This window comes from Belnapia arida (assembly GCF_016773205.1).
In the GTDB taxonomy this organism is placed as follows: domain Bacteria; phylum Pseudomonadota; class Alphaproteobacteria; order Acetobacterales; family Acetobacteraceae; genus Belnapia; species Belnapia arida.
This window is the reverse complement of sequence record NZ_JAETWB010000009.1, coordinates 94,787-110,795: the sequence shown is the minus strand read 5'-3', so window position 1 is coordinate 110,795 and position 16,009 is coordinate 94,787. Positions and strand designations below refer to the sequence as shown.

Below are 16,009 nucleotides of genomic sequence, written 5' to 3'. Positions count from 1 at the left end.
CGTTGCTGGAGCAGCACGTGACCGGCGGAGCCGCATTCCGTTCCAGGACCTGTCATCCATTTTCCGGCAGGAATTCGTGGGGGCGGAGGCAATACGGCGTATATGAGACGCCGTACTGCCCTGCTGTTCGGCTGCCGGCCGCGCTAGCGGCCCCGGGGAGAACCGAGACGGATGACGCGACGCCTCCTGCCGCGCCTGCGGCGCTTCGCCTTCGTGGCCCTGCTGGCCCTGCTGCCGGCGGGGGTTGCCCGGGCCCAGCAGGGCGGCGTTCCCGTCACCACGGACCCGGTGCAGGTCGGGCCGGTGCCGGTGGAGATCCTGGCGAACGGTATCGTCGCCTCGGAATCGGTCGTCACCATCCGCACCCGGGTGGATGGGCAGATCGAGCGGGTGCATGTGACCGAGGGGCAGATGGTGCGGCGCGGCCAGCCGCTCTTCACCCTCGACTCGCGGCTCAACCAGGCGATCCTGGCGCAGCAGGAGGCGCAGCTCGCCAGCAACCGGGCGCAGGAGGCCCGTACCCAGGCCGATGCCAGGCGCTACCAGTCGCTGCGGGGCGAGAGCTTCGCCTCGCAGCAGCGCTTCGAGCAGGCCCAGGCCGATGCGCTGGCCGCTGCCGCCACGGCCAGGGCGACCGAGGCGCTGATCCAGCAGACGCGGCTGAGTATCGAATATGCGACGATCTTCGCGGAGATGGATGGCAGGCTCGGCGCCATCCCGTTGCGCGCCGGCAATTTCGTCCGCCAGGCGGAGAACACCGCCATCACCACGCTGACCCAGGTGGACCCGGTCCTCGTGCAATTCGCCATCCCCGAGCGCTGGCTGCCGGAGGTGCAGGCGGCGATGCTGCGCGACCCGCCGCGCGTCGCCGTCCGGCCGGAGGGTGATACAGCGCCGCCGGCCGAAGGGCGGCTGGTCTTCGTCGACAGCGCCGTGGATACGACGACGGGGACGATCCTGCTGAAGGCGCGCTTCGACAATGCCGGATTCCGGCTCTGGCCGGGGCAGTACGTGCAGGTCAAGATCGCGCCGCGGGTCGAGCCGGACGCCATCACCGTGGCAGGGCCGGCGGTGCAGACCGGGCAGAACGGGCGCTTCGTCTTCGTCCTTGCGCCCGACAATACGGCGCGGCGGCGGGAGGTGGTGCTGGTGCGGGTCGCGGGCGAGCGTGCCGTCGTCACCGGCGAGCTGCAGCCGGGCGAGAAGGTGATCGTGGACGGGGCGCAGCGCGTCACAGAGGGCACACGGGCGATGGAGCGCAATGCGGGACCGCAGCGCGTCTCGAGCGTCCGGTAGGCGGCAGGGGCACCCGGCAGGATGAACATCTCCGAACTCTGCATCCGCCGCCCGGTGATGACCGGGCTGCTGTCGCTCGCCGCGATCATCGCCGGCATCATCGCCTATACGCGGCTGCCGGTGGCGGCCGTGCCGCGGGTCGATTTCCCGGTCATCACCATCTTCGCCAATTTCCCGGGCGCCAGCCCGGAGACGATGGCGACCAGCGTGGCGCTGCCGATCGAGCGCGAGCTGTCGACCATCGCGGGCGTCGATTCGATGAGCTCGATCAACGGGCAGGACACCTCGCAGATCACCGTGCAGTTCGTGCTGACCAAGAACATCGACGCGGCGGCGCAGGATGTGCAGGCGGCGCTGACGCGCGCGCAGCGGCGGCTGCCGGTCGACATGCTGGTGCCGCCGAACTACCGCAAGGTGAACCCGGCCGATGCGCCGGTGGTGCTGCTGACGGTCTCGGGCGGGGACAAGCCGCTCTACTACCTGAACGACCTGGTCAGCACGATCGTCAGCCCGGCGCTCTCACGCGTGCAGGGCGTGGCGCAGGTGCAGACCTATGGTGAGCAGCTCTATGCGGTGCGGGTGCGGCTCGACCCGGACCGGATGGCGGCCATGGGGCTCGCCTTCGACACGATGCAGCAGGCGATTGCCCAGGCCAATTCGGCGACGCCGGTCGGGCTGATGAATGGCGACCGGCAGCAGCTGACGCTGCGCGCCAACGACCAGCCGCAGGATGCGGCGGCCTTCGGCAACCTGGTCGTCGCCGGGCGGCCCAACTCGCCGGTGCGGCTGAATGAGATCGCCTCCGTCGCCGATGGCGTCGCCAACAGCCGCATCGCCGCCTGGCGGAACGACGAGCGGGCGCTGGTGCTGGCCGTGCTGCGGCAGCCGGATGCCAACACCGTCGACGTGGTGGACGGCGTCAAGGCCAGCCTGCCGGCGCTGGAAGCGGCGCTGCCGCCCGGGGCGAAGATCAACGTCATGCTCGACCGCTCGCTCTCCATTCGCGCGGCGGTGCACGACGTGCAGGAGAGCCTCGCCATCGCCATCGGGCTGGTGGTGCTGGTCTGCTTCGTCTTCCTCCGCAAGCTGAGCGCGACGCTGATCCCGACCATCGCGGTGCCGATCAGCCTCTGCGTCGCCTTCGGGCTGATGTACCTGATGGGCTACGGCATCGACAACGTGACGCTGCTGGGGCTGACCATCGCGGTCGGCCTCGTGGTGGACGATGCGATCGTCGTGCTCGAGGCGATCATGCGGCATATCGAGGAGGGGATGGCGCCCATCCCGGCGGCCATTAAGGGCTCGCGGGAGATCGGCTTCACCGTGCTCTCGATCACCCTCTCCCTGGTGGCGGTCTTCCTGCCGATCCTGTTGATGGGGGGCGTGGTGGGGCGGGTGTTCAATGCCTTCGCGGCGACCGTCTGCCTCTCCGTCATCGCCTCCTGCATCGTCTCCCTTACCCTGACCCCGCTGATGGCCTCGCGGCTGCCGGCGCACAGCCATCCCGGCCTGGTCGAGCGGGTGCTGGAACGCTTCCTGAGCGCGATCGAGCGCGCCTATGCGGCGATGCTCGACTTCGCGCTGCGCTTCCGCTTCCTGGTCTGGGTGGCCTTCTTCGCCTCGCTCGGGGCGGCGGGGTACATGGCCGTGGTCATCCCGAAGGGCTTCTTCCCGATCGAGGATACCGGGCTGCTCAGCATCAACACCGAGGGGCCGCGCGGGGCCTCCTATGCCGCGATGGTGGAGATGCAGGGCCAGCTCTCGCAGCAGCTGCGGCAGAATCCCGCGGTCGCTAATGTCGTCTCCAACATCGGCGCGGCCGGCGGCTCGATCTCGATCAACCAGGGGCGGATGTTCGTCGAGCTGAAGCCGGCAGCGGAGCGGCCCGGCATCGTCCAGGTCATCCAGCAGCTGCGGCGGGAGACGAGCCAGATCCCCGGCCTCCGCGTCTTCGTCCAGCCGATCCAGAACCTCAATTTCGGCTCGCGGCAGACGCGGACGCTGTATCTCTATTCCTTGCAGGGGCTCAGGCTCGAGGAGCTCTACGACTGGGCGCAGCGGATGGAGCAGCAGCTGCTCAAGATCCCGCAGCTGCAGGACGTGAACACCGACCTGCAGATCGACAGCCCGGTGGTGCAGGTCAACGTCAACCGGGATCGGGCGACCTCGCTCGGGGTCTCGGTGGATGCGGTGCGGCAGGCGCTGTTCTCGGCCTTCGGCACGCGGCAGATCTCGACGCTCTACGGGCAGGCGAATGCCTATCAGGTGATCCTGGAGGCGCTGCCGGAGGACCAGCGGGACGAGACGGGGCTCGCCAAGCTCTACATCCGCTCCAATACCGGGCGTCTGGTGCCGCTTTCGGCCGTGGCCAGCATCGAGCGGAAGTCGGGGCCGCTCAACGTCTCCCACCAGGGGCAGCTGCCGGCGGTGGTCATCGGCTTCAACACGCCGCCCGGCGTGGCGCTCGGCGACGCCGTGAATGCCATCCGTGCGGCGGAGCGGGAGGTGGGGATGCCGCCCACCATCGTCACCGGATTCAGTGGCGCGGCGCAGGTCTTCCAGGAGGCGCTGGCCGGACAGGGAGCGCTGGTGCTGGCGGCCATCGCCATCGTCTACCTGGTGCTGGGTGTGCTGTATGAGAGCCTGATCCACCCGCTGACCATCCTCTCCGGCCTGCCGGCGGCGGCGCTCGGGGCGTTCCTGACGCTCTATGCCTTCGGGCTCGACCTCTCCGTCATCGCAGTGATCGGCGTGCTGCTGCTGATAGGCCTGGTCAAGAAGAACGCCATCATGATCGTCGATGTCGCGCTGCAACGGCAGCGAGCGGGGGCGCCGGCCTTCGCCGCGGTGCGTGAGGCCTGCCTGTTGCGGTTCCGGCCGATCCTGATGACGACGCTGGCCGCCGGCGCGGGCGCGGTGCCTATCGCGGCCGGCTGGGGCGCGGCGGCGGAGCTGCGGCAGCCGCTCGGCCTTGCCGTCGTCGGCGGCCTTGCGGTATCGCAGGTGCTCACCCTGTTCGTCACACCGGTGCTGTATCTCGGCTTCGATGGGCTGGCGCGCCGCCTGACCTTCAAGCGGCGGCAGGCACCCATCTCGGCGGCCCCCGCGGAATGAGGATCCCTGCCCTTCCCTTCACCGTCACCGACTGGTCGGCCGTGGCGGAAACCCGCCACAAGGGCGAGACGGGCGAGGCGATCTGGCGGACCTTCCAGATCGGCGACCTGCGGGTGCGGCAAGTGGAGTACACGCCGGGCTACCTCGCCGATCACTGGTGCGACCGGGGGCATGTGCTCTACGTGCTGGAAGGCGAGCTGGAGACGGAGCTGAAGGACGGGCGGCGCTTCACCCTCCGCCCGGGCATGGGCTACGAAGTCTCCGATTTCGGCGATGCGGCGCATCGCTCCTCCACCCGCACCGGGGCGAAGCTCTTCATCGTCGACTGAGCTATTCGGCGGGCGCGCGCCGGGTGGCGAGCGGGCGGTGGCCGCTGACCTCGGCGCCGGCATCCGGGGCGAGGCGGAGGAAGAAGGGGCAGGAGGCGAGCACCACCAGGGCGGCGATGATGAAGGCCGCGGCGAAATCCGGCACTTCCGCCAGATGATGGCCGCTGAGCGACTTGCTGACCTCGAGGCTCGTCGTCGCCAGGACGACGCCGAGGGCGGGGGCGAGCTGCTGCACCGTGCCGGAGAAGCTCGTCGCCGCCGAGAGCCGGGTGGCCGGGATGTCTGCGAAGGAGATGGTGTTCAGCGCGGTGAATTGCAGGCTGCGGAACAGCCCGCCTGCCGCCAGCAGCAGGAAGATCGCCGAGAGCGGCCAGGCCGGAGTGAAGAGCGCGGCAACCGCGATGCCGGCGGCGGACAGCACCGAGGTGGCGATCAGCACGCTGCGGAAGCCGAAGCGGCGGAGGATGGGCCGGGCCAGCGGTTTCATCGCCAGAGCGCCGAGCGCCGTGGCGAAGGAGACGAGGCCGGCCGCCGAGGCGGTCTTGCCGAAGCCGACCTGGAGCAGCATCGGCACCAGGAAGGGCGTCGCCCCGGCGCCGATGCGGAACAGGCTGCCGACGATCACCCCCTGGCTGAAGCTGCGGATCCGCAGGAGGGAGAGGTCGATGGCCGGGCGCTTCGCCCGCAGGCAGTGGCGGATGGCGGCCCAGCCGAACATCAGGCCGAGGACCAGCGCCGCCTCGGGGATGCCGACCGTCACGACGCCGCGGCCGATGGTCTCGAGGCCGAACATGAAGAGGGCGAGGCCGAGGCCGATCAGGACCAGGCCGATGACGTCAGGCGGGCCGGGGTCGCCGGGCGGGACATCCTCGATCTTCCAGGCGACGAGGGCGAGGCCGAGCAGGCCGATCGGGACGTTGATGAGGAAGACGGATTGCCAGCCGAAGGCGTCCGTCAGGAAGCCGCCGAGCGGCGGGCCGCTGATCGGGCCGATCATGGCCGGCATGGTGAGCCAGGTCATGGCGCTCAGCATCTCCTCCTTGCGGACCTGGCGAAGCAGGAGGAGGCGGGCGACGGGCACCATCATCGCGCCGCCGAAACCCTGGAAGACGCGGGCGGCGATCATCTCCGGCACGCTCGTCGCGCGGCCGCAGAGGACGGAGGCGATGGTGAAGACGGCAATGGCGGCCATGAAGACGCGCTTCGCCCCGAACCGGTCGGCGACCCAGCCGGAGACGGGGATGAAGACGGTGAGCGAGACGAGGTAGGCGGTGATGGCGGTGCCGAGGCGGGCGGGCTCCACCCCCATCTCGGCGGCCATGGCGGGCAGCGCCGTTGTCACCGCGGCGCTGTCGAGATTCTGCATGAAGAGCGCGCTGGCGACGATGGCGGCGGTGAGGCGCGGGTCGGGCTTGGCGGGCGGCGCGCTGGTCTCGCTCATCCGGGCAGGCTACGCCTCGTGCGGGCGCAGCACCACCCGGCCGCTGGCGCGGCGGCTGCTGACCTCGGCCATCGCCTCGCGGAACTGGGCAAGGGGGAAGCCGGCATGGACCTCGGGGCGGAGCGCGCCCTCGCTCCACCACTGGACGAGTTGCGTCCAGAGGGCGCGGGCGCGGGGGGCGTGGAGCTGGCGATTGTCGCCGGGCGACCAGCCGACATAGGTGCCCCAATTGAGACCGGCGACGGCGATGTTCTTGAGCAGCAGCAGGTTCACCGGCAGCTGCGGGATGCCGCCGGCGGCGAAGCCGATGGTGACCAGCGTGCCGCCGTCGCCGAGGCAGCGGAGGCTTTCGTCGAAGACGGGGCCGCCGAGGGTGTCGAGCACGGCGGCGACGCCGGTGCCGCCGGTCGCCTCGCGCACGGCGTCGCGGAAGGGCTCGGCGCTGTCGAGGACGAGGTCGGCGCCGCGGGCGAGCGGGATGCCGCGCTTGCCCGCGCCGCAGCGGGCGATGACGCGGGCGCCCAGCGCCCGGGCGATCTCGACCCCGGCGAGGCCGACGCCGGCGGCGGCGCCATGGACCAGCACCCACTGGCCGGGGGAGAGGCGGGTGCGCCACATCAGGGCGCCGGCGGCGGTGGGGTAGCTGATCGGCATGGCGACGGCCGGCTCGAGCGGCAGGCCGTCGGGGATGGCAACGACATGGATGGCATCCGCCACCGCTTCCTCGGCCATGCCGCCCCAGTCGAGCACGGCGAAGACGCGGGTGCCGGGGGGCAGCGGGTCCGCCACGTCCGGCGCGCTCTCGACCACCGTGCCGGCGATCTCGGTGCCAGGGGTGAAGGGCAGCGGGGGCTTCCGCTGATACTTGCCGGCGACGACGAGCTGCGTCGCGAAGGAGACGCCGGCCGCCTCGACGCGGATGCGGACGCCGCCCGGCCGCATCGGCGGCGGGGGGATGTCCTTCAGCTCCAGCGCGTCGAATTCGCGCCAGGATTCGCAGACGACGGCGCGCATGGCTTTCTCCCTCAATCCGCCTTGATCCGTGCGTCGCGCACCAGCGCGGCGTAGCGGGTCCATTCCGAGCGCAAAAAGGCGCCGAAGCGGTCTGGCGTCTCGGCCACCGGAATGGCGCCGAGCGCTGCCAGCCGCTCGGCAGCCTCGGGGGCGGCCAGCCCCTCTGCCACCGCCTGCTGCATGCGGTTGACGATGGCGTCCGGCGTCTGGGCCGGAGCCCAGATGCCGTACCAGGTGGAGATGGCATAGCCCGGCACCCCCGCCTCGGCGATGGTCGGCAGGTCGGGGAAGGCCGGGATGCGCGCATCGGTGGTGACGGCGAGCGGCCGCAGGCGCCCCTCCCGCAGCAGGTCGGCGCTGCTGGCGGCGCTGTCGAACATCAGCTGCACGTTGCCGGCGACGAGGTCGGGCAGCGCCTGGCCGCTGCCGCGATAGGGGATGTGCTGGAGATCGACGCCGGCGAGCAGCTTGAACATCTCCCCGGCCAGGTGCGGCGCCCCGCCATTGGAGGAGGAGGCATAGGCGAGCTTGCCCGGATTGGCTCGCGCATAGGCCAGCAATTCGCCGACCGACCGCACCGGGAGCGAGGGGGTGACGACCAGGATCAGCGGGACGGAGGCGATCTGCGTCACCGGCGCGAAATCGGCCATGGCGTCGTAAGGCACGCGGATCATGTGCGGGACGATCACATGGGCCGAAGCGTTGACGAGGAAGGTGGCGCCATCGGGTGCCGCCCGCGCCACCGCCTCGGCGCCGATCGAGCCGCCGGCGCCGGCGCGGTTCTCCACCACCACGGGCTGCGGCAGCCGCGTCCCGGCCCGTTGCGCCGCGACGCGGCCGAGGATGTCGGTCGGGCCGCCGGGCGGGTAGGGCACGACGAAGCGGATCGGGCGGGAGGGCCAGTCATCGGCCCGCGCCCCCGGGGGGAACACCATTGGTGCCGCGAGAAGGCCGAGCGCCGCCCTCCGGGTGATCCGCATCCCCTCCCCTTCCCTCATCCGTCGTTCCAGGCAGGATAGGGCGTCAAGACGCGGGAGGAAACGCCATGCAGCCTTACCAAGGGCTCTTCGTGCTGGATGCGAGCCAGGGCATCGCAGGCCCCTACTGCGCGACGCTGCTCGCGGCCTGCGGGGCGGAGGTGCTGAAGGTCGAGCCGCCGGCGGGCGACTGGTCGCGGGGGCTCTCGACGCGGGAAGGCACGCAGAGCGCCATGCATGTCACCTTCAACCGCGGCAAGCGAAGCGTGGTGATCGACCTGCAGGAGGAGCGCGGGCGGGCGGCCTTCAAGGCTCTGGCGGCGCGGGCCGACGTGATGCTGGAAGCGTTCCGGCCCGGGGTCGCGCGGCGGATCGGCGTGGTGCCGGAGGCGGGAAAGGCGGATGTGGTCTTCCTCTCGATCTCGGGCTTCGGGCAGCAGGGGCCGCATTCGGAGCGGCCCTGCACGGACAGCGTGGCCCAGGCCTATTCGGGGATGGTCTCGCTCAATATCGGCATGGATGGCGTGCCGCACCGCACCGGCAACCTGATGACGGTCGACATGGTCACCGGCATCTCGGCCTTCGCCGCCGTGCAGGCGGCGCTGGCCGAGCAGGCGCGGGACCGGGTGGCGGGCGCGGCGCCGCAGCGGCGGGTGCTCGACGTCTCGCTGATGCAGGCGGCGGCGGCGCTGATGGCCTTCAACGTCGCCGAACAGGGGCTGCTCGGGCGGGTGCCGCCGCTCGCCAACGTTCCCTCCGGGACCTACCAGGGCAGCGACGGGCGCTGGTTCATGGTGGCGATGCTGCGGGAGCCGGAATTCGCCACGCTCGTCGGCATCGCCGGGTTGCCGGAACTGGTGGGGGATGCGCGCTTCGCCAGCTTCGCCGCACGGGCGGAGCACCGGGAGGCGCTGCTGCCGATGCTGCGCGAGGCCTTCCGCACGCAGCCGGCTGCGGAGTGGGTGACGCGCTACCAGGCGGCGCGGATGCTCTGCGACCTCGTCAACACGCCGCTCGACTGGCTGGCGGACCCGCATGTGCAGGCGGTCGGCGCCGCCGTGCCGCTGGCGCAGCCGGGGCTGGGCACCCTGCCCTTCCCGAAGCTGCCGGGGATCGGGGCGTGGAGCGTGCCGGCGCCGGCCTTGGGCGAGCATACGGCGGCGGTGCTGGCGGAGCTTGGGCTTTGATCCCTGTCCAGACGTTGCTGGACCGGCTGGCGGCGATCGGCGCCGACCCGCCGGGGATCACGCGCGAGGCCTTCGGGGCGGGCGAGAATGCCGCCATGGCGCTGATGGCGGAGACGGCGCGGGGGCTTGGGCTCGACTGCACGGTGGATGCGGGGGCCAGTCTCTCGATGCGCTGGGCGGGGACCGATCCTTCGGCGGCGCCGATCCTCATCGGATCGCATCTCGACAGCGTGGTGCATGGGGGGAATTTCGATGGGGCGGCGGGGGTGGTGGCGGGGCTTGCCGCCATCGCCGCGCTCCAGGCGGAGGGGTTTCGGCCGCGTGCCTCCATCGAGGTGCTGGCGCTGCGCTGCGAGGAGGCGGTGTGGTTCGGGCTCGGGCTGATCGGCAGCCGCAGCCTGCTCGGACGGCTGCCGGAGGGGGCGCTCGACCTGCCGCATGCGCGGGGAGGCCAGCGCCTCGGGGAGTGCATCGCGGCCTGCGGGGGCGATCCACGCGCGCTGGGGCGGCCGCTGCGCGACCCCAGGCGAATCGGGGCCTATGTCGAGCTCCATATCGAGCAGGCGCCGCAGCTCGTCGAGGCGGGGCAGCCCGTCGCGCTCTGCCTCGCCAATCCGGGGAATGTGCGGCATCCGCATATCCGCATCACGGGCGAGGATGCGCATACCGGGCTGCCGCACCGCTTCCGCCACGATGCGGCGCTGGCGGGGGCGGAGCTGGCGCTGGCGCTGGAGCGGCTCTGGCTCGATGAGGAGGCGGCGCGGCGGCCGATGGCGGTCACCATCGGGCGGTTCCATACCCTGGCCGAGCGGCATGCGATGACGGTGGTGCCGGGCGCCTTCGAGATGAGCCTCGACCTGCGCGCCTATGAAGCGGCGCATCTGGCGGCGCTGGAGGCGAAGCTGCACGGGCTGGTGGGCGCAGTGGCGGCGCGGCGGGGGGTTGCCATCGATCTCGGCCCCCGGAGTGCCGCGGCGCCGGGCGTGATGGATGCAACGATTCTCGGCGAGCTGGCAGCGGCGGCGCGGCAGCGCGCGCTGGCGCCGCCGCGGCTGAACAGCCCGGGGAGTCATGACGCCAACAACTTCGCCGCGGCCGGGGTGCCGACCGGAATGCTGCTCATCCGCAACCGCAACGGCAGCCACAACCCGGACGAGGCGATGGAGACCGATGACCTGATGGCGGCGGTCGGCCTGCTCACGCTATGGCTGGCGGGCCGCGCCGGGCATTAGGCCGGGCGACTCTCAACTCCTCGCAAGCCTTCCGCAGCAAATCGGCGGAAGGACACCAGCTATGGACCAGCTTCGACAAGACTTCCGAAGGATGAGGGAACGCATGCAGAAGGACGCGCAGGGCCTGCCGATGACGGTGGCTTCGGCCGAGGCGGCGGCGGGCTATGACCGGACGCTGGAGGGCTTCCTGCTCTACCGGGCGGATGCCTCGCAGCGGCTCAAGGCGGCGCTGAAGCTCGACCCGGAGAGCCCGATGCTGGTCATGCTGAAGGGCACCTTCGCCATGCTGGCGGCGAACTCGGCCTTCGCCCCGGCGGCGGTGGAGGCGGCGGCCAGGGCTGGGCAGCTCGCCGAGCGCGGCACGGCGCGCGAGAGGGCGCATGCGGCGGCGCTGGCGGCCTGGGCGGAGGGCGACATGGCCCGCGCGCTCGCGGCCTGGACGGGCATCATGGCCGAGCATCCGCATGACCTGCTGGCGCTCCGGCTGCATCACTACAACGCCTTCTGGCGGGGGCGGGCGGACATGATGCTGGCGGCCGTCAATGGCGTGCTGCCGCATTGGGGGCCGGACCAGCCCGGCTACCACAATGTGCTGGCCTGCCAGGCCTTCGCCAACGAGGAATGCGGCAACTACCTGGTCGGCGAATCCGCGGGCCGCGCGGCGGTCGGCATCAATCCGGCGGATCTCTGGGCGACGCATGCGGTCGCGCATGTGATGGAGATGCAGGGGCGGCGCGGCGAGGGCATCGCCTGGACCTCGGGGCTGGAGCAGCATTGGGAGGGGGGGAACAACCTCACCCATCATCTCTGGTGGCACCGGGCGCTGTTCCACTACGAGCGGGGCGAGCACGACCAGGTGCTGGCGCTCTACGACCGGAACTTCCGCAACCTGGAAAGCCAGGTGACGATGGCGATGCCGGACCTCGCCATCGACATGCAGAACGCCATCTCCATGCTCTACCGGCTGCGGCTGCAGGGGGTGGATGGCGGGGCGCGCTGGGCGGAGCTGGCCGACAAGGCGGAGGCGCGGATCGGCGACTGCCAGCAGGGCTTCAACCTGCCGCATTTCATGATGGCGCTGGTGGTGACGGGGCGCTTCGGCGCGGCGGAGCGGATGCTGGAGGCGGTGCGCGACTACGCGCGCAGCCACAATGGCGGGAACGCCGCGATCATCGGCCAGTATGCCCTGCCGATCTGCGAGGCGGTGCTGCGGCATGGGCGCGGCGACTTCGCCGGGGCCGTCGCGGCGATGCGGCCGGCGCTCGGGGGCATGCATGCGCTGGGCGGCAGCCACGCGCAGCAGGACGTGCTGGAGCAGTTCTTCCTCGATGCCGCGATGCAGGCGGGGCTGGAGGAGGATGCGCGGCTGCTGCTGGAGCGCGTCGCCGGGCGGCACCCGGTGCCGCCGGCGCGGCGGGCGGGGTACCGCAAGGCGGCGGCCTCCATTCTACATTGAGGGGGCGTAGGGGTTCTCCAGGACCCCGATGCCTTCGATGGTGACGGCGACCTGCATGCCGGGGCGAATCGGCAGGGCGCCGAGCGAGGTGCCGCAGGCGATGACGTCGCCGGGGTGCAGCGTCATCTCCCGCGAGATGAGCGAGACGATGCGCGCCGGCGGCAGGATCATGTCGGCGAGCGGGTAGTCCTGGCGGACGCGGCCGTTCAGCGCGACGGTGACGCGGGCCGATCGCCAGTCGAAGCCGGTGGCGATGGCGGGGCCGATGGGGCCGAATGTGTCGCAGCCCTTGGCGCGGGCCCATTGCGGGAAGGAGGCGTCGGCCGTCAGCAGGTCGAGCGCGGTGACGTCGTTCACCGCGGTGTAGCCGAAGATGGCGGCCTCGGCCTCCGCCTCGTCGGCCGCGGAGACCTGGCGGCCGATGACGATGCCGAGCTCGCCTTCGTAGAGCACCTTGCCGTCATAGCCGGCGGGCGGGTGGATGGCGGCGCCGGGGCCGATGACGCAGCGCGGGTTCTTCAGGAAATACAGGGGGAATTCGGGGATGGCGTTGCCCTGCTTCGCCGCGGCGGCATGGAAGTTGTTCCAGAGGCCGATGAAGGCACCGGGCTGCACGGGCGGCAGCAGGCGCACCGCCGAGAGCGGCAGGCGCTTGCCGGTCGGGGCGGGCGTGCCGAAGAACTCGCCGGCATGGACGGCGATCTCCTCGCCTTCCAGCGTACCGAAGCCTTCCGCGCCGTCGCGGTCGTAGCGGACCCAGAGCGTCATCCCCTTGCTCCTCAGTTGTAGGGCAGGTGGAGGCCGGGCTCGTCCCACTCCATCGCCGCCAGCTTGCCGGTGGTGGAGAGGGTGATGAAGGCGGTGCGCCGGTCCGGCCCGCCGAAGCAGAGATTGGTGGGCATCGGCTCCGGCATCTTCACCACGCGGAGGATCTCGCCGCTGGGGGAGACGGTGGTGATCTCGCCGCTCACCAGGGTAGCGACGCAGATATTGCCGGCGGCGGTCGCGGCGACGCTGTCGAGGCGGCGGTAGCCGGGGAACTGGCAGAGCACGCGGCCGCCATTCGAGGAGGGCCAGGGATCCTTGCGCACCACGCCCGGCCCCTCGATGTCCCAGGCCCAGAGGCGGCCGGTCTCGGTCTCGGCGGCGTAGAGGGTGCGGCCGTCGGGCGAAAGGGCGATGCCGTTGGCGCCGCCGAAGACCGGGTAGGCGGCCTCGACGATCCTCGAGCCGTCCGAGGCGGCCCAGTAGACGCCGCCATGGTCGCGGTCGCGGGCGCGGACCTTGCCGAGGTCGGTGAACCAGAAGCCGCCCTCGCCGGGGCTGCCGGCAGGCGCGAAGACGATGTCGTTCGGCCCCTTCAGCCGGTGCTCGCCGCAGCGGTCGTAGAGGGTGCGGACTTCGCCCGATTGCGGGTCGATCACCTCGATGCGGCCGCCGCTGTAGTCGGGCGACTGGCCGATGGGGCGGATGAAGCCCGGCTCCTCATGCCAGAGGAAGCCGCCGTTGTTGCAGCAGAAGATCTTGCCGTCCGGGCCGAGGGCGATGCCGTTCGGGCCGCCGCCGGGGTGGGCGACGGTGGTCTTCGTCCCGTCCGGGGCGACGCGGGTGAGGGTGCCGGCGGCGATCTCGACCAGGATGATGCTGCCATCCGGCATGGCGACCGGACCCTCCGGAAACCGCAGCCCCTCGGCCAGGATGCGCAACTCGGCCATGCCTCTCTCCCCCATCGATTTGCCGGGGATCATGCGCCAGAAGGCGGGGCTTGCAACCCCACCCGGGGCATGAACCGCGGTTCATGCCCCGGCCTGCCATCTTGTCGCGTGATTCACGCCCCCGGCCGTACCAGCCTCCGGCGATCACGCTCCGTCCTATTTCGGTGCCCAGAGCTCGATCGGGCCGCGCTCCTCCGGCACCTCGCCGACCTGGGTGTAATCGCTCTCCAGCGCCTCGGTGATGATGGCCGCCGCACTCTCGCGGAGCCGCGGCCACCAGCCGCGGTCGATGACGACGAAGCGCGGGCGGCTGGCCATGATGCGCGCCACCTCGGCATCGGTGTTGATGCCGGCGATGTCGGTGAACTCGCCGGTGAGCTGGGCGGGAAAGACGAAGCGCGTCGGCAGCGCCGCATCGGTCAGCGCGTAGATCACGGGGTGGTAGTTGGCGACGAAGATGGTCTCGCCCGGCTTCAGTTCGGCGCGGATCAGGCGAGTGATCTCGACCACCGGGTCTGCCTCGAACAGGCCGATGCCGCGGTCGACGCGGGCGGTGGCGTCGGCACGCCAGGAACCGATCATCACCACCGCGACCAGCAGGGCGAAGCCGGGGGCGCGGCGGTGCGCCGGCAGCCGGCGGGCGAGGCGCCAGCAGCCGAAGGTCGCCATCAGCGCGAGGGAGGGCAGCCAGAGCAGGAAGTAGTGCGGGTAGAAATAGCCCGGCGAGGCGACGCCGACGCTGGCGGCGACGAACCAGATCAGCCCGACCCGCACCAGCATCCCGGCGATGCCGCCCCGCGGCAGCCAGCGCAGCAGGGCGATGGCGGCGAGCGCGATGGGCCAGAGCAGCGTCAGGATCTCGACCAAGATGCGGTGGAAGGACTCCACGGCGCCGAGCCGCCCCTCGGCATAGCGGAGCGGGCCGAGAAAGGTGCCGTCGAGGAAGTCGGCGAGCGCCCCTTGCCACCAGTAGAGCAGGCCGAAGACCAGCGTCGGCAGGGCGCAGAGCCCGGCATAGGCGGCGGCCATCGCCAGCGCCCGGCGCCAGGGCAGCAGGCGGTGCCAGAGGGCGGGGAAGACCATCAGCGCGAAGCAGAGGCAGCCCTCGACCACCATCACCGGCTTGATGGCGAGCGCCGAGCCGATCAGCAGGCCCATGGCGGCCAGCCCGGGCCAGCCGGGCGCCTCCCGCAAGCGGAGCGCCCCGGCCAAGCCGCGGATGCCGAGCGCCATGGCGGCGACGGTGAGCGGAGCGAAGAGGATCTCGGTATTGGTGGCGAGCCCGCCCATCCGCAGGCTGTGGGCGATGTAGATGAAGCCCGCCGCCAGGCCGATGCCGCGCGGCCCGCCCGCCGTCCGCACCGCGCCGTAGAGCGCCCAGGCGGCCAGCGCCACGCAGAGGCAGCCGAGCAGGCGGATGGTGGCGATGCTCTCGCCGAAGATGGCCATCGCCGCGGCGAAGACGGCGGGCGCGCCGACCGGGTGCATGTCCCAGACCGCGACCAGCGGCCAATGCCCGCGAAGCCATTGCTGGGCCTGGACGAGGTAGAGCCCCTCATCCGTGTCGATCACCGCGACGGTGAAACCGAGGGCGCGCAGCAGCAGCGAGGCCAGCAGCATCGCCAGCGGGACGACGAGGATGCCGAAGACGCGGTCGATGGCGGCGAAGGGGGCCCGCAGGCGCGGAGAGAGGCTCATCGGGCGCTTCGCATATCATGGACCGGGGGGTGGGGAACCCCTCCCCCGTCAGCCCCGGCCGTAGCGGAGGAGGATGACGCCCGGCCTGCCGCCGGTGCGGCGGGGAACGAGGCTCGGCTCGGAGCCGGGCTGGGCGCCGAACCAGGTGCCGTAGAGGCCCTCCAGCACCGCGCCGACCCAGCCGCCGGAGGGGTCCGCCCCGGTCGCCACCAGGGGGGCCGCGCAATGGGTGACGACGAGGGCGCGGTCGTTCGGGTCGAGGGCGATCTCGGCCCAGCCCCAGTCGGCCGCCGCCAGGGCCTCGTTCACCCGGGCCTCCAGCTCGGCGAGGCCCGCGCAGGCGGGAAGCGGGGTCAGGGCGGCGAAGCGGGCGCCGACGGCGCGCAGCAGGGCGTCGCGCGAGGCGGCGTCGAGATTGGCGTCGAGCGTCTCGACCAGGGCGCGGAGGAAGCCGCGCCACTGCGCCGCGACACCGCGGCGGGCGAGGTAGCTGAGGGCGTTCGGCTCGGCTGCCGTCATGCGGGGGCCTTCCGGGGTGGGGAGCAGCGTG

At 71.7% G+C, this 16,009-nt stretch carries 13 protein-coding genes; 6 read left to right on the top strand and 7 right to left on the bottom strand.

Annotation, left to right across the window (positions count from 1 at the left end; all coding sequences use genetic code 11):
• Positions 1-171 precede the first annotated feature (171 nt).
• The 3 genes from JMJ56_RS18230 to JMJ56_RS18220 are packed head-to-tail and all read left to right on the top strand — an operon-like array spanning position 172 to position 4,739.
• The gene (locus JMJ56_RS18230; protein ID WP_202833194.1) at positions 172-1,296 is read left to right on the top strand and encodes an efflux RND transporter periplasmic adaptor subunit; all 1,125 of its coding nucleotides are present in this window, start codon (positions 172-174) and stop codon (positions 1,294-1,296) included.
• Positions 1,297-1,317: 21 nt separating this feature from the next.
• A complete protein-coding gene (locus JMJ56_RS18225) occupies positions 1,318-4,410 on the top strand; it encodes an efflux RND transporter permease subunit (protein WP_202833193.1) in 3,093 nt (1,030 codons plus the stop codon).
• Positions 4,407-4,739 (top strand): DHCW motif cupin fold protein, encoded by a 333-nt coding sequence (locus JMJ56_RS18220; protein ID WP_202833192.1) that lies wholly within the window; start codon positions 4,407-4,409, stop codon positions 4,737-4,739. Before JMJ56_RS18225 ends, JMJ56_RS18220 begins: the two co-directional genes overlap by 4 nt.
• 1 nt (position 4,740) lies before the next feature.
• On the opposite strand, the gene JMJ56_RS18215 is transcribed toward JMJ56_RS18220, so the two are convergent.
• From JMJ56_RS18215 to JMJ56_RS18205, 3 genes are read right to left on the bottom strand one after another with little or no spacing between them, the layout of a single operon-like run.
• Entirely contained in the window at positions 4,741-6,180 is a 1,440-nt protein-coding gene (locus JMJ56_RS18215) for an MDR family MFS transporter (RefSeq protein WP_202833191.1), read from the bottom strand.
• 9 nt (positions 6,181-6,189) lie between these two features.
• Positions 6,190-7,194, bottom strand: a complete 1,005-nt coding sequence (locus JMJ56_RS18210) for an NADPH:quinone oxidoreductase family protein (RefSeq protein WP_202833190.1) — start codon at positions 7,192-7,194, stop codon at positions 6,190-6,192.
• Positions 7,195-7,205: 11 nt separating this feature from the next.
• Complete coding sequence (locus tag JMJ56_RS18205) at positions 7,206-8,174, bottom strand: Bug family tripartite tricarboxylate transporter substrate binding protein (RefSeq protein ID WP_236037906.1); 969 nt, start codon at positions 8,172-8,174, stop codon at positions 7,206-7,208.
• A 65-nt stretch (positions 8,175-8,239) separates the two neighbouring features.
• On the opposite strand from JMJ56_RS18205, the gene JMJ56_RS18200 reads away from it, so the two are divergent.
• From JMJ56_RS18200 to JMJ56_RS18190, 3 genes are all read left to right on the top strand, one after another.
• Positions 8,240-9,358 (top strand): CaiB/BaiF CoA transferase family protein, encoded by a 1,119-nt coding sequence (locus tag JMJ56_RS18200; RefSeq protein WP_202833189.1) that lies wholly within the window; start codon positions 8,240-8,242, stop codon positions 9,356-9,358.
• Complete coding sequence (locus JMJ56_RS18195; protein WP_202833188.1) at positions 9,355-10,590, top strand: hydantoinase/carbamoylase family amidase; 1,236 nt, start codon at positions 9,355-9,357, stop codon at positions 10,588-10,590. The genes JMJ56_RS18200 and JMJ56_RS18195 overlap by 4 nt, the downstream gene beginning before the upstream one ends.
• A 103-nt stretch (positions 10,591-10,693) precedes the next feature.
• Positions 10,694-12,046 carry a tetratricopeptide repeat protein gene (locus JMJ56_RS18190; protein WP_202833187.1) on the top strand — a complete coding sequence of 451 codons (1,353 nt, stop codon included), beginning with the start codon at positions 10,694-10,696 and terminating at the stop codon, positions 12,044-12,046.
• On the opposite strand, the gene JMJ56_RS18185 is transcribed toward JMJ56_RS18190, so the two are convergent.
• The 4 genes from JMJ56_RS18185 to bcsD all read right to left on the bottom strand — a co-directional run bounded on the left by JMJ56_RS18185 (position 12,038) and on the right by bcsD (position 15,978).
• Positions 12,038-12,814 (bottom strand): fumarylacetoacetate hydrolase family protein, encoded by a 777-nt coding sequence (locus tag JMJ56_RS18185; RefSeq protein WP_202833186.1) that lies wholly within the window; start codon positions 12,812-12,814, stop codon positions 12,038-12,040. The genes JMJ56_RS18190 and JMJ56_RS18185 overlap by 9 nt on opposite strands.
• 11 nt (positions 12,815-12,825) lie before the next feature.
• Positions 12,826-13,761 (bottom strand): SMP-30/gluconolactonase/LRE family protein, encoded by a 936-nt coding sequence (locus JMJ56_RS18180; protein ID WP_202833185.1) that lies wholly within the window; start codon positions 13,759-13,761, stop codon positions 12,826-12,828.
• Positions 13,762-13,917: 156 nt separating this feature from the next.
• Positions 13,918-15,459, bottom strand: a complete 1,542-nt coding sequence (locus tag JMJ56_RS18175; protein ID WP_202833184.1) for a glycosyltransferase family 39 protein — start codon at positions 15,457-15,459, stop codon at positions 13,918-13,920.
• Positions 15,460-15,507: 48 nt separating this feature from the next.
• Positions 15,508-15,978, bottom strand: coding sequence for a cellulose biosynthesis protein BcsD (bcsD, locus tag JMJ56_RS18170; RefSeq protein WP_202833183.1), 471 nt, complete (start codon positions 15,976-15,978; stop codon positions 15,508-15,510).
• Positions 15,979-16,009 lie beyond the last annotated feature (31 nt).

Excerpts from the sequence above, each read along its gene's own strand:
- JMJ56_RS18215 (WP_202833191.1), bottom strand. The coding sequence starts at position 6,180 with ATGAGCGAGACCAGCGCGCCGCCCGCCAAGCCCGACCCGCGCCTCACC.
- JMJ56_RS18180 (WP_202833185.1), bottom strand. The coding sequence starts at position 13,761 with ATGGCCGAGTTGCGCATCCTGGCCGAGGGGCTGCGGTTTCCGGAGGGT.
- JMJ56_RS18185 (WP_202833186.1), bottom strand. The coding sequence starts at position 12,814 with ATGACGCTCTGGGTCCGCTACGACCGCGACGGCGCGGAAGGCTTCGGT.
- JMJ56_RS18225 (WP_202833193.1), top strand. The coding sequence starts at position 1,318 with ATGAACATCTCCGAACTCTGCATCCGCCGCCCGGTGATGACCGGGCTG.
- JMJ56_RS18230 (WP_202833194.1), top strand. The coding sequence starts at position 172 with ATGACGCGACGCCTCCTGCCGCGCCTGCGGCGCTTCGCCTTCGTGGCC.
- bcsD (WP_202833183.1), bottom strand. The coding sequence starts at position 15,978 with ATGACGGCAGCCGAGCCGAACGCCCTCAGCTACCTCGCCCGCCGCGGT.
- JMJ56_RS18210 (WP_202833190.1), bottom strand. The coding sequence starts at position 7,194 with ATGCGCGCCGTCGTCTGCGAATCCTGGCGCGAATTCGACGCGCTGGAG.
- JMJ56_RS18175 (WP_202833184.1), bottom strand. The coding sequence starts at position 15,459 with ATGAGCCTCTCTCCGCGCCTGCGGGCCCCCTTCGCCGCCATCGACCGC.
- JMJ56_RS18190 (WP_202833187.1), top strand. The coding sequence starts at position 10,694 with ATGCAGAAGGACGCGCAGGGCCTGCCGATGACGGTGGCTTCGGCCGAG.
- JMJ56_RS18220 (WP_202833192.1), top strand. The coding sequence starts at position 4,407 with ATGAGGATCCCTGCCCTTCCCTTCACCGTCACCGACTGGTCGGCCGTG.
- JMJ56_RS18200 (WP_202833189.1), top strand. The coding sequence starts at position 8,240 with ATGCAGCCTTACCAAGGGCTCTTCGTGCTGGATGCGAGCCAGGGCATC.
- JMJ56_RS18205 (WP_236037906.1), bottom strand. The coding sequence starts at position 8,174 with ATGCGGATCACCCGGAGGGCGGCGCTCGGCCTTCTCGCGGCACCAATG.